This is a genomic window from Frigoribacterium sp. CFBP 8751 (assembly GCF_014841545.1).
GTDB lineage: Bacteria > Actinomycetota > Actinomycetes > Actinomycetales > Microbacteriaceae > Frigoribacterium.
On the sequence record NZ_JACYUB010000002.1, the window covers coordinates 686,818 to 705,366 of the forward strand.

Sequence of the window (18,549 nt, forward strand, 5' to 3'; positions counted from 1 at the left end):
GGACGCCGTGACGACGGACATCGGGGAGCTCACCCAGCAGGTATCCCTGACCCCCTATCAGGCGCTCGGCATCCCCATCGCCCTGATCGGTGCGGTGTTCCTCTCGATCGGCGCGCAGCTGCAACACCAGGGCGTCGCCAAGGTCGAGCGGCGGATCGGTGCGGCCAAGAGCGGGATGAACGTCCGTCAGGTGCTCGCCCTGGTCGGCCGCCCCTCGTGGGTGCTGGGCACGCTGATGCTCGGCCTCGCGATCCTGTTCCAGTTGACCAGCCTGCGCATCGCGCCGTTGCTGGTGGTGCAGCCGCTCGGCGCGGTCGCACTGGTGATCACGGCGATCCTCAACTCGCGGTCCACCGGTCGACGACTCGACCGCCGCGCCAAGCGGGCGATCCTGTTCTGCGTCGGCGGGGTCGGGCTCTTCGTCACCGTGGCGGCCTTCACGGCCATCGAGCCCGAGATCACCACGCGGCAGCTCGTCACCGTCCTCGTGATCCTCGCCGTCGTCGGCTCCGTGCTGGGCGTCGCCTTCGCCCTGTTGCGCCGTCGTCGCAGCGCGCTGTTCTACATCATCGCGGCGGGCGTGCTCTACGGCTTCGTCGCGACCCTCGCCAAGGTCGTCCTCAACCGGGTCTTCGCCGGCAACTTCGACTGGTTGACGATCGTCTGCATCGTCTTCCTGCTCGCCGCGGGCCTGCTCGGCGGGTACTTCGTCCAGAACGCCTACTCGTCCGGCCCGCCCGACCTCGTCATCGCCGGCCTCACCGTCGTCGACCCGCTCATCGCGGTCGGCATCGGCATCGTCGTGCTCGGCGAGGCACAGAACGCCCCCGCGATCGCCGGGGTCTTCTTCGTCGTCGCGGCCGCGATCGCGGTCTACGGCGTGTTCCAGCTCGCCAAATACCATCCCCAGACCCGAGCCTGAGCTACCGTGGGGTCGTCTCTTCTGTCGGTCTCACGACCGTTCGGATGCCTGACGCGACGCACACCTCACCGAGCACGAGAAGGACGCCACGACCCGTGACACCTGCCCCGACGCCCTCGGAACCCGGCCGACCCGACGACGCGACGTCGGCTGACGCCGCGACCCGCGCCTCCTCGGGGTCGTCCGGCCGGCTGACCGTCCTCATCGCGGGCGACACGTTCCCGCCCGACGTCAACGGTGCCGCCAACTTCACCGAGCGGCTCGCCGTCGGTCTCGCCCGGCGTGGGCACGACGTCCACCTCATGGTGCCGGCGGCCAGCCGCCACCACGGCACCTTCCTCGAGCAGCACGGCGGCGTCACGTTGACCGTCCACCGGCTCTACTCGACGCGCTGGCCCCTGCACGACTGGCTGCGCTTCGCGACCCCGTGGCGCGTGCAAGAGCACGCCGAGAAGATCTTCGACGAGATCCACCCCGACGTCGTGCACATCCAGTCGCACATCGTGATGGGCCGCGGCGTGGCGCAGGTCGCCGAGCGCCGGGGCGTGCGCATCGTGGCGACGAACCACTTCATGCCCGAGAACCTGCTCGAGCACACCGGCCTGCCCAAGGGGCTGCGCGCCAAGGCGACCCAGATGGCGTGGAACGACGCGAGCAAGACCTTCCGCAAGGCCGCGGCCATCACGACACCCACACAGAAGGCCGCGACCTTCCTCGAGAAGTCGGTCTCGGTCACCGGTGTGCTCGCCGTCTCGTGCGGCATCGAGGCCGGCCACTACACGGCCCTCGACACCCGCCCCGAGACGAACCGCATCGTCTTCGTCGGCCGGGTCACGGCCGAGAAGCAGATCGACGTGCTGCTCAAGGCGATGACCCTCCTCGACCCGGCGCTCGGCGCCACCCTGACGATCGTGGGCGGGGGAGATCTGTTCAAGCAGCTCCAGACGACCAGTCGCGACCTGGGGCTGGCCGACGTGGTCACCTTCGCGGGCTATCTGTCCGACGACGAGTTGCGCCACACGCTCACCGAGTCGACCGTGTTCGCGATGCCCTCGATCGCCGAGTTGCAGAGCATCGCCAGCCTCGAGGCGATGGCGTCCGGGCTGCCGATCGTCGTGGCCGACGCGATGGCTCTGCCGCACCTGGTCGACGAGGGCGAGAACGGCTACCTCTTCCGTCCGGGCGACAGCCGCGACCTCGCCGACAAGCTCACGACGGTGCTGACCGCACCCGACGACGAGTACCTCGCCATGCGCCGGGCCAGCCTGAAGATGATCGAGGGGCACGACATCGAGCGCACGCTCAGCGTGTTCGAGAGCCTGTATCGTGGTCAGCCGGTGGTTCCCTCCACCGACGCGGCGTCCGACCGCGCGCACTGACGGTCGACCGCGGCTCCGCCCCGGCCGGCCCCGGCTCGCACCGGTGGCCGTCGCGAGGGGCGGTAGCTCAGCCGGTTAGAGCAGTCGACTCATAATCGATCGGTCACGGGTTCAAGTCCCGTCCGCCCTACGCAGGGTCTCCGGGCGCGGTCTTTCGTGTCCCGGCGAGCCGCGGCCTCCGGGCCTGCTGTGAGCGCGGCCGCGTCGTCGCCCGACGCGGGTCGTGCGTGGCACGATGTCGTCCATGTTCACCAAGCGGCCCCGACGACCGGAGCCCGACCCCGACGCCTGGGGCGGCGACTCCTCCGACGACGGCGGGCGATCCGGACCGGCGCGCATGGGCGTGGGGGCCCAGGTATACGTCCTCGACTCGGACGAGGACGCGGCGACGCCGTTCCCGTACGGCCCGACGGGCATCGTGGTCCGGGCCGGGGGCAGCGCCTGGCAGGGAGTGTCGGCCATCGGCGGCTCGGCCCGCACCTGGTGGGTCGAGTTCGACTCGCCCCAGATCGACCGTGACGGCGACGGGCCCGTCTCGCAGGCCCAGGTCGCGGAGCGCTGGCTGCGCCTCGCCCCCCTCGCCTGAACCGCCGCCCGGCAGCGACCGCCCGGCAGCGACCGCCCTCCACCGCGCGTGCTGTCGCCGAGAGTGCCGCGCTTCTCGCACGACGTCCTTCCGCGGTGGCTTCGGCCACCCCGCCGCGTGGTCGGCAACTCCTGCCCCCTGCTGCGTCGTTCCTCGGCGGCCCCGTGTTTCCGGGCCCTGGCTTCGGCGGTGCAGCACCAGCCCTGAGTTGCCGACACGTCGCACGTCGCACGCCGCTCGCCTCCCGCCGAGGTCGAGGTCGAGGTCGAGGCCACGTCGGCCGCGACACGTTCCCTGTGTCGGTCGCACGGTCCGGGAATGCCACGCCCCACCCTGCGGTTCACCGAAGTGCATGCAAACGCATGCAGATGTTCTAAGGTGGAGCAATGCAATTCGGAATCTTCAGCGTCGGCGACATCACGACCGACCCCACCACCGGTGCCACCCCGACCGAGGGCGAGCGCCTCAGGGCGATGGTCACCATCGCGAAGAAGGCGGAAGAGGTCGGCCTCGACGTCTACGCCGCGGGCGAGCACCACAACCCGCCCTTCGTGAACTCGAGCCCGACGACCCTCCTCGCCTACATCGCCGCGCAGACCGAGCGCATCGTGCTCAGCACGGCCACGACCCTCATCACCACGAACGACCCGGTGAAGATCGCCGAGGACTTCGCGATGCTCCAGCACCTCGCCGGTGGCCGGGTCGACCTGACGCTCGGTCGCGGCAACACGGGCCCGGTCTACCCCTGGTTCGGCAAGGACATCCGCCAGGGCATCAACCTGGCGATCGAGAACTACGCCCTGCTGCACCGTCTCTGGCGCGAGGACGTCGTCGACTGGAAGGGTCACTTCCGCACCCCGCTGCAGGGCTTCACGTCGACCCCGCGTCCGCTCGACGGCGTCGCGCCCTTCGTCTGGCACGGCTCGATCCGCAGCCCCGAGATCGCCGAGCAGGCCGCGTACTACGGCGACGGATTCTTCGCAAACCACATCTTCTGGCCCGCCTCGCACACGAAGCAGATGGTCGAGCTCTACCGCAGCCGCTTCGAGCACCACGGCCACGGGCGTGCCGACCAGGCGATCGTCGGTCTCGGCGGTCAGGTCTTCCTGGCCAAGAACTCGCAGGACGCCAAGCGCACCTTCCGTCCCTACTTCGACAACGCCCCGGTCTACGGCCACGGCCCCTCGATGGAGGACTTCACGAGCCAGACCCCGCTCACCGTCGGCAGCCCGCAGGAGGTCATCGACCGCACCCTCGGCTTCCGCGACTACGTCGGCGACTACCAGCGCCAGCTCTTCCTCATGGACCACGCCGGCCTGCCCCTGAAGACGGTCCTCGAGCAGCTCGACATCCTCGGCAGTGAGGTCGTACCGGTGCTGCGTCGCGAGTTCGCCGCGAACCGTCCGGCCGACGTGCCCGACGCCCCCACGCACGCCTCGCTCGTCGAGGCCGCGACCCGGGCATCGCAGTCCACGACCGCACCCACCGTGCACGACGCGCTCACCGCGTCGTCCGCCCGCTGAGACACGCAGGAGGCGCGCCATGAGCACCAAGAAGATCATCGCCCTGTCCGCGGGGCTGAGCCAGCCCTCGTCCACCCGTCTGTTGACCGACCGCCTGGTCGAGGCCACCACGCGCGACCTCGTCGGCCGCGGCTCGTTCGTCGAGGTCGAGGTCGTCGAGCTGCGTGACCTCGCGCACGAGGTGACGGACGCGATGCTCACCGGTTTCGCGCCTCCTGCCCTCGCCGAGGCGCTCGAGAAGGTGTCGAGCGCCGACGGCGTGATCGCGGTCACACCCGTCTTCTCGTCCTCGTACAGCGGCCTGTTCAAGTCGTTCGTCGACGTGATGGACCACAAGGCGCTCACGGGCACGCCCGTGCTGATCGGGGCGACCGGAGGCACGGCCCGCCACTCGCTCGCCCTCGAGTACGCGGTGCGACCGCTGTTCGCCTACCTCCAGGCCGTCGTCGTGCCCACCTCGGTGTTCGCGGCGTCCGAGGACTGGGGAGAGGGCGACGGCACCTCGACCACGCTGCCCGAGCGCGTGACGCGGGCCGCGGGGGAGTTCGCCGAGCTCGTCGCCCGGCACGAGGGCGCACTCGACGACCCGTTCGCCGCGGTCGTCCCCTTCGACGAACAGCTGCGACGCCTCGCCGTGGGCGGCGACGACCCGCAGCCCTGAGGCGCCGGACGAGGAGGCGCGGTGCCGGTCTCGACCACGTCCCGCCCGTCGGGGCATGAACCGCGCCTCCTCGGCGTTGCCCACCGTCAGACCCCAGGAGGACCGATGACCGACAGCACCGCCGACACCACCCGCACGCCCGACGACGCCGCGCAGGCCGAGCTCGACCGATTCCACGTCCTGCGGAGCACCCGTGTGGTGTCGCCGCAGGGGCCGCTCGCCCTGACCGGAACGCAGTGGGTCGACCTCGAGCAGACCGTCTGGGGCGTGCCGGGCCGTTGGGCGCCGACCCCGCAGGGCGTGTCGGGGTTGGCACTGACGGCGGTCGCCGCGGACGGCATCCACGTCGACGGCGATCTGGTCGACGGCACCGTGATCGTGGCGGGCGACGATGCGACGGCCCCGAGCAGCCTCCGGTTCTCCGAGACCACGACCGGCACGGTGATCGCGAACGACGACCACACCGGGTACGCCCTGCGCGTCTGGGACTCCGCGTCGGACGCCGTCACGGGGTTCGGCTCGATCGACGCCTTCCCGTTCGACCCCGACTGGGTCGTCACGGCCGAGTTCGTGCCGACCGCGCCCGACACCCAGGTCGACATCCGCCACCAGGCGGACCTCGAGCTCAGTCGGCCCAAGCCGTTGCCCGGGCTCATCCGCTTCACCCGCGACGGGGTCGACCACGAACTCGCGGCGTTCCCGTCGGGTGACGGCGATCGGTTGCAACTCGTCTTCGGCGACGCGACGAACGGCGACAGCACGTACTCGGTCGGGCGGTTCCTCTTCCCGACGCCGAACGGCGACGGCACCATCACTCTCGACTTCAACCGGGCCGTGCTGCCGCCCTGCGCCTTCTCGTACGCCTTCAACTGCCCGATCCCCCCGGCGCAGAACCGGTTCGCGTCACCGATCGAGGCAGGCGAGAAGAACGTCCTCGACAGCGTCGGGCAGCCGCTGCACTAGGGGCCGGCCGACGGCGTCGGCGCGGGGTGGGATGATCAGGCGGTGTTCTTCCTGCTGCGTCGACTGCCCGACGGTGACGTCGAGCTGACGCGGTACGAGCGCGGCGCGTCGGGGCGACTCGAGGCGGCGGGGGTCGACGTCATCCCCGCGGCCGACCTGCCGGGGCGCGTGGCCGCCCTCGAGCGGGAGGCCTCGCCCCGCTGGGTCTGGGACGACACCCCGCGGTGGTACCCGCGCCTCCTCGACGCCGGGGTCACGGTGGCCCGATGCGTCGACCTCCGGCTCGTGCACGCCATCCTGCGGCGCTCGACGGCGGCCCCCGGCTTCCCGGTCGGAGGTGCGGCTCCCGGGCCGTGGGACGTCCCCCAGGCGGCGCCGGGGGAGTCCGACGGCCTCTTCGAGGTCGTCCCCGACTCGCTGCCGGACCCGGCCGCCGAGTTCCTCGCCCAGCGCGAGGCGGTCGAGGCCTCTCCGACCCGGGGTCGACTCGAGCTGCTCGTCGCCGCCGAGTCCACCGGCGCGTTGATCGCGGCCGAGATGCGCCACCGGGGCATCCCGTGGTCGCCTCGGGTGCACGACGAACTGCTGACCGCCGCCCTCGGGCCGAGGCCCACCCCGGGTGAGCGACCGGCCCGCATGCGCGACGCCCTCGACGAGGTGCGGCAGGCGCTCGACGCGCCCGACCTCAACCCCGACTCGCCGGCCGAGCTGATCAGGGCACTGAACCGGGCGGGCGTGCTCGTGCAGTCGACGCGTCAATGGGAACTGCAACGGCACGAGCACCCCGCGATCGACCCCCTGCTCCGCTACAAGAAGATGCAACGGCTGCTCGTCGCCAACGGCTGGGCCTGGCTCGACGCCTGGGTGCACGGCGGGCGCTTCCGCCCCGACTACGTGCCGGGCGGAGTCGTGACCGGCCGCTGGGCCACGAGCGGAGGAGGCGCGCTGCAGCTTCCGCGGGCCGTCCGCGGCGCCGTCGTGGCCGACCCGGGCTGGAAGCTCGTGGTCGCCGACGCCTCGCAACTCGAGCCGCGCATCCTGACCGGGTTGTCGGGCGACCGCTCGATGGCCCGGGCCGGATCGGGCGACCTCTACGAGGGCATCGTCGCCAGCGGAGCCGTCGCGACCCGCGCCGAGGCCAAGGTCGCGATGCTCGGAGCGATGTACGGCGCGACGCAGGGCGAGAGCGGCCGCCTCGTGCCCCGCCTGGCCCGACGGTTCCCCGACGCCATGGCACTCGTCGAGTCGGCGGCCCGCACGGGTGAGGCCGGGGGAGTCGTCGACACCCTGCTCGGCCGCAGTTCACCGCGTCCGTCCGACGACCCGGCCGCTTCCGGGGGCGCCGGGGCGGGCGCACTGCCTCCCGAGATGGGCGTGCGGCCCGCCGATCGAGACGCCCGCTCGTGGGGGCGGTTCACCCGCAACTTCGTCGTCCAGGGCACGGCCGCCGAGTGGGCCCTGTGTTGGATGGGTGCGCTGCGCCGGCGCCTGCACGAGAGGTGGGGGGCCGGCGTCCCCGCACCCCACTTCGTGTTCTTCCTGCACGACGAGGTGGTCGTGCACGCACCGGCCGCCGTCGCCGACGAGGTCGCCGGGCTGGTCGCCGAGAGCGCGGTCGAGGCCGGTCGACTGCTGTTCGGCGACGCCCCGGTCACCTTCCCGGTGACGGTCGCCGTCGTGGACGACTATTCGCAGGCGAAATGAGCCTCCGGGTCCAGCGAGACGCCGCGCCATTCGCAGGTGTTACACAGTTGTGATTTCCCAGCCCCGTCGGTCATAATTCACAGAACGGGCACCGTCCCGCGAACCACCGGGCCTCGGCCCGCACAATCGAAGAACGCACACGAATCACGTCTGACAGGTCGATGGGGAAGTCGCACCTGAACCAGATGGAGGAATCGTGGCTGCTGCAACCGCTCGGGGAGTGCTCTACGTGCACTCGTCCCCTCGTGCACTGTGCCCACACGTCGAGTGGGCCGTCGGTCGTGCCCTCGGGCACGGCGTGAACTTCGCCTGGGTCGACCAGCCCGTGCTGCCCGGCGCCCGCCGCACCGAGTTCTCGTGGCAGGGCGACGAGGGCTCCGGCGCCCGCATCGCCTCCGCCCTGCGCGGGTGGGAGCACCTGCGGTACGAGGTGACCGAAGACCCGGGTGAGTCCCACGACGGCGGTCGCTGGATGCACTCGCCCGACCTCGGCGTCTTCTTTGCACAGACCGACACGGCCGGCAACACGGTCATCCCGGAGGACCGCATCCGCTACGCGATGGAGATCGCGGGGTCGAACACCCTCGAGCTGCACCGCGAGCTGCGTCTCGCCCTCGGCCAGGCCTGGGACGACGAACTCGAACCGTTCCGTCACAGCGGCGAGGGCAACCCCGTCGTCTGGCTGCACAAGGTCGGCTGACCCGCCGCGCCTCGGGCTCGGTGCGCGCCGGGCTACCCCGGTGACGACGGAGGAGGCGCGGGTGGCGTGATCACGCCACCCGCGCCTCCTCCGTCGTCACCGGGGTAGNCCCTCGGGCAGGGGGCGGGGTTCGCCGACGACGACGTCCATGTCGATCTCGTCGTCCATCTGCGTGACGTTGATCGTCTGCGGTGCGAGGCGCTCGTGCAGGGCCTTGACCGTGAACAGCGCCTCGATGCCGCCCGCGCCGCCGAGCAGGTGGCCCGTGGCCGCCTTGGTCGCCGAGACGATCAGCTTCGAGGTGTGGTCGCCGAAGACGCGCTTGATGGCGTGGTACTCGGCGATGTCGCCGACCGGGGTGCTCGTCGCGTGGGCGTTGACGTGGACGACCTGGTCGCGGTCGACCCCGGCGTTCTCGAGCGTCGCGATGACGGCCCGGGCGGCGCCGGTGCCCTCGGGGTCGGGAGCGGTGATGTGGTACGAGTCGCTGGTGACCGCACCACCGATGAGCTCGGCGTAGATGCGGGCCCCGCGGGCCAGGGCGTGCTCTTCCGTCTCGAGGACGAGCGCAGCACCGCCTTCGGCGAGGACGAAGCCGTCGCGCGTGACGTCGTAGGGACGGGATGCCGTGGCGGGGTCGTCGTTGCGCTTCGAGAGAGCCTGCATGGCGGCGAACGAGGCCAGGGGCATCGGGTGGATGGCCGCCTCGGAGCCGCCGGCGACGGCGATGTCGGCCAGGCCGGACTGCAGGTGCTCGTAGGCCATGGCGATCGACTCGGTGCTGGAGGCGCAGGCCGAGACGACCGTGCGGGCTCCGGCGCGTGCGCCCAGGCTCATCGAGATGGCGGCGGCGGGACCGTTCGGCATGAGCATGGGGACGGTCATCGGCAGGACGCGTCGCGGGCCCTTCTCGCGCAGGGTGTCCCACCCGTCGAGCAGCGTCCAGACGCCGCCGATGCCGGTGGCCCAGTCGACGATGAAGCGCTCGGGGACGACCTCGGGCGAGCCGGCGTCGGCCCAGGCCTCGCGGGCGGCGGTGAGCGCGAACTGGCTCGACGGGTCGAGGCGCTTGATCTCTCGACGGTCGAGCACGTCGGCCGAGGGGGTGCGTGCCTGGCCGGCGAAGGTGACGGGCAGCTCGTACTTGGCGACCCAGTCCTGTTCGAGCGTGGTGATGCCCGACTGGCCGGCGAGCAGGTTCTGCCAGCTCTCGGTGGCGGTGCCACCGAGCGGACTCGTGGCGCCGAGTCCGGTGACGACGATCTTCTTGGTCATTGACGTTCCTTCTGGGAGGGCCGGTCGGTGGGCTGTGCCGATGTACGACGACGCCGTGACCCGGGCTGCAGCCGAGGCTGGTGGCGTGGGGTCGACGGCGTCGAGGGCACAGCGGCGGGGCCCGATCGCCGTCAAGGCGACCGGGCGGCCGACGTCTTAGTTCTGCGCCTTGTGGATGTACGTGACGGCGTCGCCGACGGTCTTGAGGTTCTTGACCTCTTCGTCGGGGATCTTGACGTCGAACTTCTCTTCGGCGTTGACGACGATGGTCATCATGGAGATCGAGTCGATGTCGAGGTCGTCGGTGAACGACTTGTCCATCTCGACGGTGTCGGTGGCGATCCCGGTCTCGTCGTTGACGAGCTCGGCGAGGCCGGCGAGGACTTCTTCGGTGGACAGTGCCATGGTGTTGTCTCCTTGAGGGGGTGTCGATGTGACCGGGGTAAAGCCTATACAGCGCCCCGCGGTCGGGCGGGCAGCGGCGCGCTAGGGCAGCACGACCACCTGGGCGCCGAACACGAGTCCGGCACCGAAACCGATCTGCAGGGCGAGGCCGCCGCTGAGCTCGGGGTGCTCGTCGAGCAGTCGGTGGGTCGCGAGCGGGATGCTCGCGGCCGAGGTGTTGCCGGTGGTCGCGATGTCGCGACCGATCACGACGGACTCGGGCAGGCCGAGCTGCTTGGCGAACTCGTCGATGATGCGCATGTTGGCCTGGTGGGGCACGAAGGCCGAGAGCTGGTCGGCGGTGACGCCCGCGCGGTCGAGGGCCTCTTTCGCGACCTTCGCCATCTCCCAGACGGCCCAGCGGAAGACCGTCTGACCTTCTTGGCGGAGGGTCGGCCAGGGGACCTCGCCCGCGCCCTCGCGGTATTCGGTCATGGTGTTGGTCATGCCGATGGCGTCCCACTTGGAGCCGTCGGAGCCCCAGACCGTCGGGCCGATGCCGGCACTGTCGGACGGACCGACGATCGCCGCACCCGCTCCGTCGGCGAGGAGGAACGAGATCGTGCGGTCGGTCGGGTCGATGACGTCGCTGAGCTTCTCGGCACCCACGACGAGGACGTACTCGGCGAGGCCCGACTTGACGAACGAGTCCGCCTGCGCGATGCCGTAGGTGAAGCCGGCACAGGCTGCCGAGATGTCGTAGGCGGCGGCCGGGTTCGCGCCGACGCGCTCGGCGAGCAGCGAGGCGACCGACGGGGTCACGACGCCGGCACCGATGGTCGACACGAGGACGGCACCGATCTGGTCGGGGCGGATGCCGGACTTGGCGATGGCCTCGGTGGCGGCGGCCTCGGCGAGGTCGACGACCTTGACGTCCTTGCCCGCGCGGCGACGGGTGATCACTCCGGTGCGCTGCTGGATCCACTCGTCGCTGGAGTTGATCGGTTCGATGATGTCGGCGTTCGGCACCACGTTCTCGCCCCGGGCGGCGCCGAGTGCGTAGATGCGGGTGAACTGCGCACCGGTCGTCTGGTTGAGCTGGGGGGTGGTCATGCTGCTCCCTCGATGAGGTCGACGGCGGCCTGCAGGTCGTCGGGTGTCTTGACGGCGACCGAGGGGACACCCCTCAGCGCACGCTTGGCGAGACCGGTGAGGGCTCCCGCCGGGGCGAGTTCGATGATTCCCGTGACGCCGGCGTCGGCGAACGAGCGCATGGTCGCGTCCCATCGGACGGGGGACGAGACCTGACCGACGAGCAGCTCGACGAAGCGGGCGCCCGAGTCGACGGCGCTGCCGTCGTGGTTGGTCCAGAGCGTCGTGGACGGGTCGGCGGCCGCGACCGAGGCGGCGGCTGAGCGGAGGCGGTCGACGGCGGGCTGCATGTATCGCGTGTGGAAGGCGCCGGCGACCTGGAGGGGCACGACGCGGCTCTTGACCGGCGGGTCGGCCGCGAGCTCGGCGAGGGCGGCGGTCTCGCCGGCGACGACGATCTGGCCGCCACCGTTGTAGTTGGCGGGGAAGAGCCCGAGGGCGTCGAGACGGGCGAACAGTTCGGCCTCGTCGCCTCCGAGCACGGCGCTCATGCCCGTCTCGACCAGGGCGGCGGCGTCGGCCATGGCCCGGCCCCGTTCGGCGACGAGCGTGACGGCGTCGACGTCGCTCAGCACGCCGCTGACGGCCGCGGCGGTGAACTCGCCGACCGAGTGGCCCGCGACGCCGGCGACGGCGGAGCGCTCGACACGGCCGAAGAGGGCACGGGCGGTCAGGATGCCGGCCGCGACGATGAGGGGCTGGGCCACGGCGGTGTCGCGGATCGTGTCGGCGTCGGACGTGGTGCCGTGGGCGACGAGATCGAGGCCAGCCGCGTCGGAGAGCGACGTCAGCAGCTCACGCTGGTCGGGGTCGGCCAGCCAGGGTTCGAGGAATCCGGGAGTTTGGGAGCCCTGACCGGGCGCTACGACAACGATCACTGGTCCATCATGCCAATGAGTAGCGGGTCTGCGGTGTAGCAACTCGACCAAAGATGGCGGGAACGTTGTCGAAGCGCACAGACGGACCCCAGGGATGGCCGACGATCACTTGCGGCGGACCCCGGACCCGTCGGGGTCGGCGATCGATCCGAGCACGAGTGCGGATTGCAGGATGAGCGCCTCGCGAGCACCCGTGGCGTCCCACCCGATGACGTCCGTGACGCGCTTGAGACGGTAGCGCACGGTGTTCGGGTGCACGAAGAGTTCGCGAGCCGTGGCCTCGAGCGAGCGCCCGTTGTCGAGGTAGCACCACAGGGTGGTCAACAGCTCGGTGGAGTGCGCCTTGAGTGGCTTGTAGATCCGGTTGACGAGCGTCGATCGCGCCACCGGGTCGCCGGCGAGGGCACGCTCGGGCAACAGGTCGTCAGCGAGGACGGGGCGGGGTGCGTTCCGCCAGGCCCGGGCGACGGCGAAACCGGCGAGGGCGGCCTTCGCGCTCTTGGAGGCGTCGACGAGGCTCGGCACTTCGTGGCCGAGCACGAGGTGCCCGTCACCGAAGCCGGGTTCGAGGGCGTGCGCGATCTCGGTGAAGCTGGGGTGGGTCGAGGAGGTGCTGCTCTCGTCGAGAGGGTCGGCCCGCCCGATGACCAGCACCAGTCGGCTGCCCTGCACTCCGATCAGCACGTCGGCTTCTCGGTGCCGGGCGGTGCGCCGCAGCATGTCGACGTCGAGCATCCGAGGGGCCGTGCCGACGAGGACGGCGACCTCGCCGTGACCGTGCCAGCCGAGCGCGGCGATGCGGCTGGGCAGCTCGTCGTCGTACTCGCCGCTCAGGATCGAGTCGACGACCAGGGCTTCGAGACGGGCGTCCCAGAGTCCGCGGGCCTCGGCGGCCCGGGCATAGACGTCGGCTGAGGCGAAGGCGATCTCGCGAGAGTAGAGCAGGATCGCCTCGCGGAGCGAGTCGTCCCCGTCCTTGACACGTTCTTCGACCACCTCGACGGTGATGCGGATGAGCTGCAGCGTCTGGGTCAGGCTGACCGAGCGCAGCAGCTCACGCGGGGCGGCGCCGAACACGTCCGCCGCGATCCAGGGGGTGGACCTGGGGTCGGCGAACCAGCTGATGAACGAGGTGATGCCGGCCTGGGCGACGAGCCCGACCGCCGAACGGCGCCCCGGGGGCATGTCTCCGTACCACGGCAGCGTCTCTTCGAGGCGCTTGATGGTCGCGGTGGACAACTCGCCCGAGACCGTCCGCAGCCACGCGAGCGTGCGCTCTTTCGTGGCCGCGGACGGCTGGAGGGGCGAGGTGGGCACCCGCTCGGTGCTCACGGGGTCGTCAGGCCTCCCCACCGGCGGTGCCGCTGGTACCGGCGGTGACGTCGTGCAACTGGTACCGGTCGATCGCTTGCTGGACGACGCCCGGGTCGACCTCGCCCCGGCGGGCCAGGGCCTGCAGGGTGCGGACGACGACCGACGGGCCGTCGATCTTGAAGAAGCGGCGGGCAGCCGCCCGGGTGTCGCTGAAGCCGAAGCCGTCGGCACCGAGCGTCAGGTAGTCGCCGGGCACGTACTCGCGGATCTGGTCGGGCACGGCCGCCATGAAGTCGCTGGTGGCGATGAACGGACCCTCGGCACCCTGCAACTTCTCGGTCACGTACGGCGTCTTGGGCTCGTCGTTCGGGTGCAGGAAGTTGTGCTCTTCCGCGGCCAGGCCGTCGCGGCGCAGTTCGGTCCAGCTGGTGACGCTCCAGACGTCGGCCGCGACGTTCCAGTCGTCGGCGAGCAGCTGCTGGGCCTCGAGCGCCCACGGCACACCGACGCCCGACGCGAGCAGCTGGGCACGGGGGCCCAGGTTCTCGGCGTCCTTGAGCTTGTAGATGCCGCGCACCACACCGTCGACGTCGAGGCCCTCGGGCTCGACGGGCTGGGCCATCGGCTCGTTGTAGACGGTGATGTAGTACATGACGTTCGGGTCGGAGTGCGACGCGTTGCCGTGCTCGTCGGTGCCGTACATGCGGTCCATGCCCGACTTGACGATGTGGCCGAGCTCGTAGCCGAAGGCCGGGTCGAACGAGATGACCGCGGGGTTCGTCGAGGCGAGCAGCGGCGAGTGGCCGTCGGCGTGCTGGAGGCCTTCGCCGGTCAGTGTCGTGCGCCCGGCGGTGGCGCCGATGATGAACCCGCGGGCCATCTGGTCGCCGGCTGCCCACATGGCGTCGCCGGTGCGCTGGAACCCGAACATCGAGTAGAAGACGTAGACCGGGATGAGCGGTTCGCCCTGCGTGGAGTACGAGGTGCCGACGGCGGTGAAGGCCGCGAACGCACCGGCCTCGTTGATGCCGACGTGGATGATCTGGCCCTGCGGGCTCTCCTTGTAGGCGAGCAGCAGTTCGCGGTCGACCGACGTGTAGTGCTGGCCGTTCGGGTTGTAGATCTTGGACGTCGGGAAGTAGGCGTCCATGCCGAAGGTGCGGGCCTCGTCGGGGATGATCGGCACGATGCGGTGCCCGAAGTCGGGCGAGCGCAGCAGGTCTTTCAGCAGGCGGGCGAACGCCATCGTGGTGGCGACCTCTTGCTTGCCCGAGCCCTTCTTGACGACGTCGTACGTCTTCGCCTCGGGGACGGCGATCTGCGTGTACTTGCTGCGGCGCTCGGGCACGTAGCCACCGAGCGCGCGACGACGCTCTTGCATGTACTGGATCGCGTCGTCGTCCTGGCCGGGGTGGTAGTACGGCGGCAGGTACGGGTTCTCGTCGAGCTGGGCGTCGGTGATCGGGATGCGGAGCTCGTCGCGGAACTGCTTGAGGTTGTCGAGCGTGAGCTTCTTCATCTGGTGGGTCGCGTTGCGGCCCTCGAAGGACTTCCCGAGGCCGTAGCCCTTGACCGTCTTGGCGAGGATGACCGTCGGCTGGCCCGTGTGCTCGGTCGCGGCCTTGAACGCGGCGTAGACCTTGCGGTAGTCGTGGCCGCCGCGCTTGAGGTTCCAGATGTCGTCGTCGGAGTAGTCCGCGACGAGTTCGAGCGCGCGGGGGTCGCGGCCGAAGAAGTTGTCGCGGACGTAACCGCCGCTCTCGGCCTTGTAGGTCTGGAAGTCACCGTCGGGCGTGGTGTTCATGAGGTTGAGCAGCGCGCCGCTCGAGTCGTTGGCGAGGAGGGAGTCCCACTCGCGACCCCAGACGACCTTGATGACGTTCCAGCCGGCGCCGCGGAAGAACGACTCGAGCTCTTGGATGATCTTGCCGTTGCCGCGAACCGGACCGTCGAGGCGCTGCAGGTTGCAGTTGATGACGAAGTTGAGGTTGTCGAGGCCTTCGTTGGCCGCCACCTGCAGCTGACCGCGGCTCTCGACCTCGTCCATCTCGCCGTCGCCGAGGAACGCCCAGACCTGCTGGTCGCTGGCGTCCTTGATGCCGCGGTTGGTGAGGTACTTCGCGACCTGCGCCTGGTAGATGGCGTTGATCGGCCCGAGGCCCATCGACACGGTCGGGAACTGCCAGAACTCGGGCATGAGGCGCGGGTGCGGATACGAGCTGAGTCCGCCGGAGGCGTGCGACTTCTCTTGGCGGAAGCCGTCGAGCTGGTCGGTGCCGAGACGGCCCTCGAGGTAGGCGCGGGCGTACATGCCGGGAGAGGCGTGGCCCTGGAAGAACACCTGGTCGCCGCCACCGGAGTGGTCCTGACCGCGGAAGAAGTGGTTGTTGCCGACCTCGTACAGGGCGGCCGACGAGGCGTAGGTCGAGATGTGGCCGCCGACCGAGATGCCGGGGCGCTGTGCGCGGTGCACGGTGATCGCGGCGTTCCAGCGGACCCACTTGCGGTAGCGGCGCTCGAGTTCTTCGTCACCGGGGAACTCGGGCTCGTCTTCGGGGGCGATGGTGTTGACGTAGTCCGTCTTGGGGACCATCGGCACGCCCAGGTGCAGCTCGCTCGACCGGGTGAGCAGGCTCTTCATGATCTCGCGGGCACGTTCGTGACCCTGCGCCTTCACGAGAGCGTCGAGCGACTCGCGCCACTCGGCGGTCTCTTCGGGATCGCGATCGGCCTTGTCGACCGTGTACGGGTCCTGATCGTTAACCGTCACCCTTGACCTCAATCATCTGTGTGGAGCAGCCGTCTCTTGGAGGGCCACCGCGTGGAGTGGACAAACAGATGTCAGGCCCGTCGTGCCCGGGTTCCGAGACGCACTCCGCCTGACCAGCCCACTCTAGTTGCCCGGACCGATGCAGGCTCGGCACGCGCTGGGAACGCCCGGTCACGCCGCCGCTTGAAATCCGACGCGTGAGGCGTAGGATCGGCGATCGTGTCAGTCGCCGACCGCCCGGGTCGACGCGAAAGGAACGCACCCATGGCTCTGGAGAACGCCATCCAGGCTCCCGACTTCGACCTGCCGAACCAGTTCGGCGAGCGAGTCCGGTTGAGCGACTTCCGGGGCGTCAAGCCCGTGGCCCTGGTCTTCTTCCCCCTGGCGTTCAGCAGCACCTGCACCAAAGAGCTCTGCACGTTGCGCGACAACCTCGCGATGTTCCAGGACCACCGCGTCGAGTTGATGGTCGTCTCGGTCGACTCCAAGGCCACGCTGCGCGCCTTCGCCGAGGAGAAGGGCTACGACTTCACCCTGCTGGCGGACTTCTGGCCGCACGGCGAGGTCTCGAAGGAGTACGGCGTCTTCCTCGAGAACAAGGGTTTCGCGACCCGCACCACCTTCCTGATCGACGTCGACGGGGTGATCCGCGAGCACTTCGGCACGGAGCCCGGCCAGGAGCGCTCGCTCGCCGACTACCGCGCCGCGCTCGACCTCCTCGTCCCCGTCACGGTCTGAGTCCCCGGGGCCACGGCCCAGGAGGCGCGGGTCGGCTCGTCCACCCGCTAACCTGTACTCGCTCGCCCGGCTCATCCCGGCGCGAGGGCCTTTAGCTCAGTTGGTAGAGCGCCACGTTTACACCGTGGATGTCATCGGTTCGAGCCCGGTAGGGCCCACGAGCAAAAGTCCAGATCAAGACTCTTTTGGCATGTCCCGGGTGCTCTGCCGCAACCCAGGCCCGCGTTCCGTGTTGGTGTGGTGTTGGTGGAGCCCCACCGCAGTCCCTCAAGCACGGGACGCTGGCGACTGTGCCCGGAGGATCGGGGTGAGGCGGTGGGGATCTGGTTCGGTCAGCGCTCAAGCCCCGAGCCCGTGCGGCTTGCTGAGCGTCAGTCGGTGACGGAGACCTGAACCACTTGCGGTTTTCCTGCCCGAATGCTGGTGTTGGCGGCTACGTCAAATTCTCGTGGCCGGGGCAGCCTTGGATCAACGAGGTGATCTCCCGCCGGGCTTCGTATTGTGGCCGCCCGCAATCGGTGGTCCACCGGACGCCTATGGGGGTCACTGTCTATGGTTGGTTGAGGTCCAGCGTGGAAGTGCTGTTTCGAGTTCGCGGAGTCGGTGGGTCGGCATTTGCCCGGTGCGGTGCAGATGGCGTTGGCGTTGGAGCCAGCGGCCTATGGCGACGCCGTTGGCGTCACGGTCTCGCGAGCGGGGGAGTGTTCCGATCTGGACGGTCCAGGCATGGGTGCGGTGGAGCATGGATGTGAAGTGGTTGTCGTGGCGATGAAGCCTTGAGGTTGGGTCGGGGGAGTTGCGGAGTATCCAGACCATGCCGAGTTTGTCGAGTGCAGTGATGCGGTCTGCGGGGAGTTTTCCGGCGCGGTAGTCGGCTCGGCGGGAGTCGACCCACCGTCCAAGGGGGAAACCGTGGGAGTTGATGTACCAGTTGGCGGTGAGGCAATCGCCATGGTCCTGGCGGTAGAGCAGTAGAGCGTTCAGCCCTTCTGACCATTACTGGTCTCGGTTTCGGACTTCCCAGACAAAGTCGCTGGTGTGTAGCTCTGGCCAGAGTCGTTGTGCCGCGGAAGGGTCCCTGAGGTTCTGCCGTCGACGTGATTGCACCCAGATCCCGAGCGGGAAGTTGTGGGAGTCTCGGTAGGCGTTCGGTACGAGACCGTGGCCGTGTTCCGTGACGAAGCGCGCGAAAGAGGTAAGCGCGGCTGTTCGGTCCAATATGACCCACTGCATGCCTGCGGCGGCGAGTTGTTCAAGGCGCTTCTGGGGAAGGCGTTTTTGGCGGGCGAGGGTTCGCTGGCGGTGCAGCCAGGCGCCGAGGCTGTCGCCCTGGTGGGTGACGTACGACCGGGGGACATTGGCGTGACCGTTTGTGTCTGCAAACACGATCAGCGCAGCGAGCATCTGGGCCCAGCGCTGTTCGCGATCTGTCACGAGGACAGTCTCACAGGGCCGGTTGATGTCTCGACGTGGGTATGTCTCGCCTGTTGCTCGTGGCGGGCCTACGCTCGTGGTTGCCGAGGGTGGTTCCCCGGCATGGGTTTCGGCGTGAGGCAGGTACCTGATTCTCCGTTTTCGGCCAAGCCCGGCGTGGCCTTCC

16 protein-coding genes, 2 tRNA genes and 1 pseudogene are annotated in these 18,549 nt (G+C 69.8%); 11 read left to right on the plus strand and 8 right to left on the minus strand.

Translation table 11 applies throughout. The annotated features are described in order from the left end of the window. Window positions 1-7: 7 nt before the first annotated feature. From IFT88_RS09010 to IFT88_RS09050, 9 genes are all read left to right on the plus strand, one after another. Window positions 8-922 carry a DMT family transporter gene (locus IFT88_RS09010; RefSeq protein ID WP_043592833.1) on the plus strand — a complete coding sequence of 305 codons (915 nt, stop codon included), beginning with the start codon at window positions 8-10 and terminating at the stop codon, window positions 920-922. 95 nt (window positions 923-1,017) lie between these two features. Further along, window positions 1,018-2,301 (plus strand): glycosyltransferase, encoded by a 1,284-nt coding sequence (locus tag IFT88_RS09015; RefSeq protein ID WP_231567004.1) that lies wholly within the window; start codon window positions 1,018-1,020, stop codon window positions 2,299-2,301. Window positions 2,302-2,357: 56 nt separating this feature from the next. Beyond that, window positions 2,358-2,431 (plus strand) — tRNA-Ile (locus IFT88_RS09020). 114 nt (window positions 2,432-2,545) lie between these two features. Beyond that, window positions 2,546-2,887: a hypothetical protein gene (locus IFT88_RS09025; protein WP_192120073.1), complete on the plus strand. Its 342-nt coding sequence runs from the start codon at window positions 2,546-2,548 to the stop codon at window positions 2,885-2,887. 386 nt (window positions 2,888-3,273) lie between these two features. Continuing rightward, a complete protein-coding gene (locus tag IFT88_RS09030) occupies window positions 3,274-4,410 on the plus strand; it encodes an LLM class flavin-dependent oxidoreductase (protein ID WP_192120075.1) in 1,137 nt (378 codons plus the stop codon). A 19-nt stretch (window positions 4,411-4,429) separates the two neighbouring features. Next, complete coding sequence (locus IFT88_RS09035) at window positions 4,430-5,071, plus strand: FMN reductase (RefSeq protein WP_192120078.1); 642 nt, start codon at window positions 4,430-4,432, stop codon at window positions 5,069-5,071. Between the two features lie 105 nt (window positions 5,072-5,176). Then, entirely contained in the window at window positions 5,177-6,034 is an 858-nt protein-coding gene (locus IFT88_RS09040; RefSeq protein WP_192120080.1) for a DUF1684 domain-containing protein, read from the plus strand. A gap of 42 nt (window positions 6,035-6,076) precedes the next feature. Beyond that, entirely contained in the window at window positions 6,077-7,738 is a 1,662-nt protein-coding gene (locus IFT88_RS09045) for a bifunctional 3'-5' exonuclease/DNA polymerase (protein ID WP_342212111.1), read from the plus strand. 196 nt (window positions 7,739-7,934) lie between these two features. Then, window positions 7,935-8,438, plus strand: a complete 504-nt coding sequence (locus tag IFT88_RS09050) for a DUF3145 domain-containing protein (protein WP_056226237.1) — start codon at window positions 7,935-7,937, stop codon at window positions 8,436-8,438. A gap of 109 nt (window positions 8,439-8,547) precedes the next feature. Here IFT88_RS09050 and IFT88_RS09055 read toward each other — a convergent pair. From IFT88_RS09055 to aceE, 6 genes and pseudogenes are all read right to left on the minus strand, one after another. After that, window positions 8,548-9,713, minus strand: a pseudogene (locus tag IFT88_RS09055) (beta-ketoacyl-[acyl-carrier-protein] synthase family protein); the annotation flags it as partial. A 156-nt stretch (window positions 9,714-9,869) separates the two neighbouring features. Beyond that, window positions 9,870-10,118, minus strand: coding sequence for an acyl carrier protein (locus tag IFT88_RS09060; protein ID WP_043592609.1), 249 nt, complete (start codon window positions 10,116-10,118; stop codon window positions 9,870-9,872). An 81-nt stretch (window positions 10,119-10,199) separates the two neighbouring features. Beyond that, a complete protein-coding gene (locus IFT88_RS09065; protein WP_137847086.1) occupies window positions 10,200-11,210 on the minus strand; it encodes a beta-ketoacyl-ACP synthase III in 1,011 nt (336 codons plus the stop codon). Then, on the minus strand, window positions 11,207-12,127 hold the full coding sequence (locus IFT88_RS09070) for an acyltransferase domain-containing protein (RefSeq protein WP_192120082.1): 921 nt from the start codon (window positions 12,125-12,127) through the stop codon (window positions 11,207-11,209). Before IFT88_RS09070 ends, IFT88_RS09065 begins: the two co-directional genes overlap by 4 nt. Before the next feature lie 105 nt (window positions 12,128-12,232). Then, on the minus strand, window positions 12,233-13,444 hold the full coding sequence (locus IFT88_RS09075) for a PucR family transcriptional regulator (protein ID WP_043592836.1): 1,212 nt from the start codon (window positions 13,442-13,444) through the stop codon (window positions 12,233-12,235). 22 nt (window positions 13,445-13,466) lie between these two features. Then, complete coding sequence (gene aceE, locus IFT88_RS09080; RefSeq protein WP_192120084.1) at window positions 13,467-16,211, minus strand: pyruvate dehydrogenase (acetyl-transferring), homodimeric type; 2,745 nt, start codon at window positions 16,209-16,211, stop codon at window positions 13,467-13,469. A gap of 264 nt (window positions 16,212-16,475) precedes the next feature. Between aceE and IFT88_RS09085 the strand changes: the two genes are divergently transcribed. Together IFT88_RS09085 and IFT88_RS09090 are read left to right on the plus strand one after the other, a co-directional pair. Next, window positions 16,476-16,949, plus strand: a complete 474-nt coding sequence (locus tag IFT88_RS09085; protein ID WP_192120086.1) for a peroxiredoxin — start codon at window positions 16,476-16,478, stop codon at window positions 16,947-16,949. A gap of 85 nt (window positions 16,950-17,034) precedes the next feature. Continuing rightward, window positions 17,035-17,107 (plus strand) — tRNA-Val (locus IFT88_RS09090). A gap of 385 nt (window positions 17,108-17,492) precedes the next feature. Here the strand turns inward: IFT88_RS09090 and IFT88_RS17760 are convergent. Next, entirely contained in the window at window positions 17,493-17,933 is a 441-nt protein-coding gene (locus tag IFT88_RS17760; protein WP_192120218.1) for a helicase associated domain-containing protein, read from the minus strand. Between the two features lie 12 nt (window positions 17,934-17,945). Further along, the gene (locus tag IFT88_RS09100) at window positions 17,946-18,383 is read right to left on the minus strand and encodes a Helicase associated domain protein (RefSeq protein WP_192120088.1); all 438 of its coding nucleotides are present in this window, start codon (window positions 18,381-18,383) and stop codon (window positions 17,946-17,948) included. Between the last annotated feature and the right edge of the window lie 166 nt (window positions 18,384-18,549).

Bases quoted from the DNA above. Each gene is read 5' to 3' on its own strand.
- IFT88_RS09060 (WP_043592609.1), bottom strand. From the start codon at position 10,118: ATGGCACTGTCCACCGAAGAAGTCCTCGCCGGCCTCGCCGAGCTCGTC.
- IFT88_RS09035 (WP_192120078.1), top strand. From the start codon at position 4,430: ATGAGCACCAAGAAGATCATCGCCCTGTCCGCGGGGCTGAGCCAGCCC.
- IFT88_RS09085 (WP_192120086.1), top strand. From the start codon at position 16,476: ATGGCTCTGGAGAACGCCATCCAGGCTCCCGACTTCGACCTGCCGAAC.
- IFT88_RS09040 (WP_192120080.1), top strand. From the start codon at position 5,177: ATGACCGACAGCACCGCCGACACCACCCGCACGCCCGACGACGCCGCG.
- IFT88_RS09030 (WP_192120075.1), top strand. From the start codon at position 3,274: ATGCAATTCGGAATCTTCAGCGTCGGCGACATCACGACCGACCCCACC.
- IFT88_RS09065 (WP_137847086.1), bottom strand. From the start codon at position 11,210: ATGACCACCCCCCAGCTCAACCAGACGACCGGTGCGCAGTTCACCCGC.
- IFT88_RS09025 (WP_192120073.1), top strand. From the start codon at position 2,546: ATGTTCACCAAGCGGCCCCGACGACCGGAGCCCGACCCCGACGCCTGG.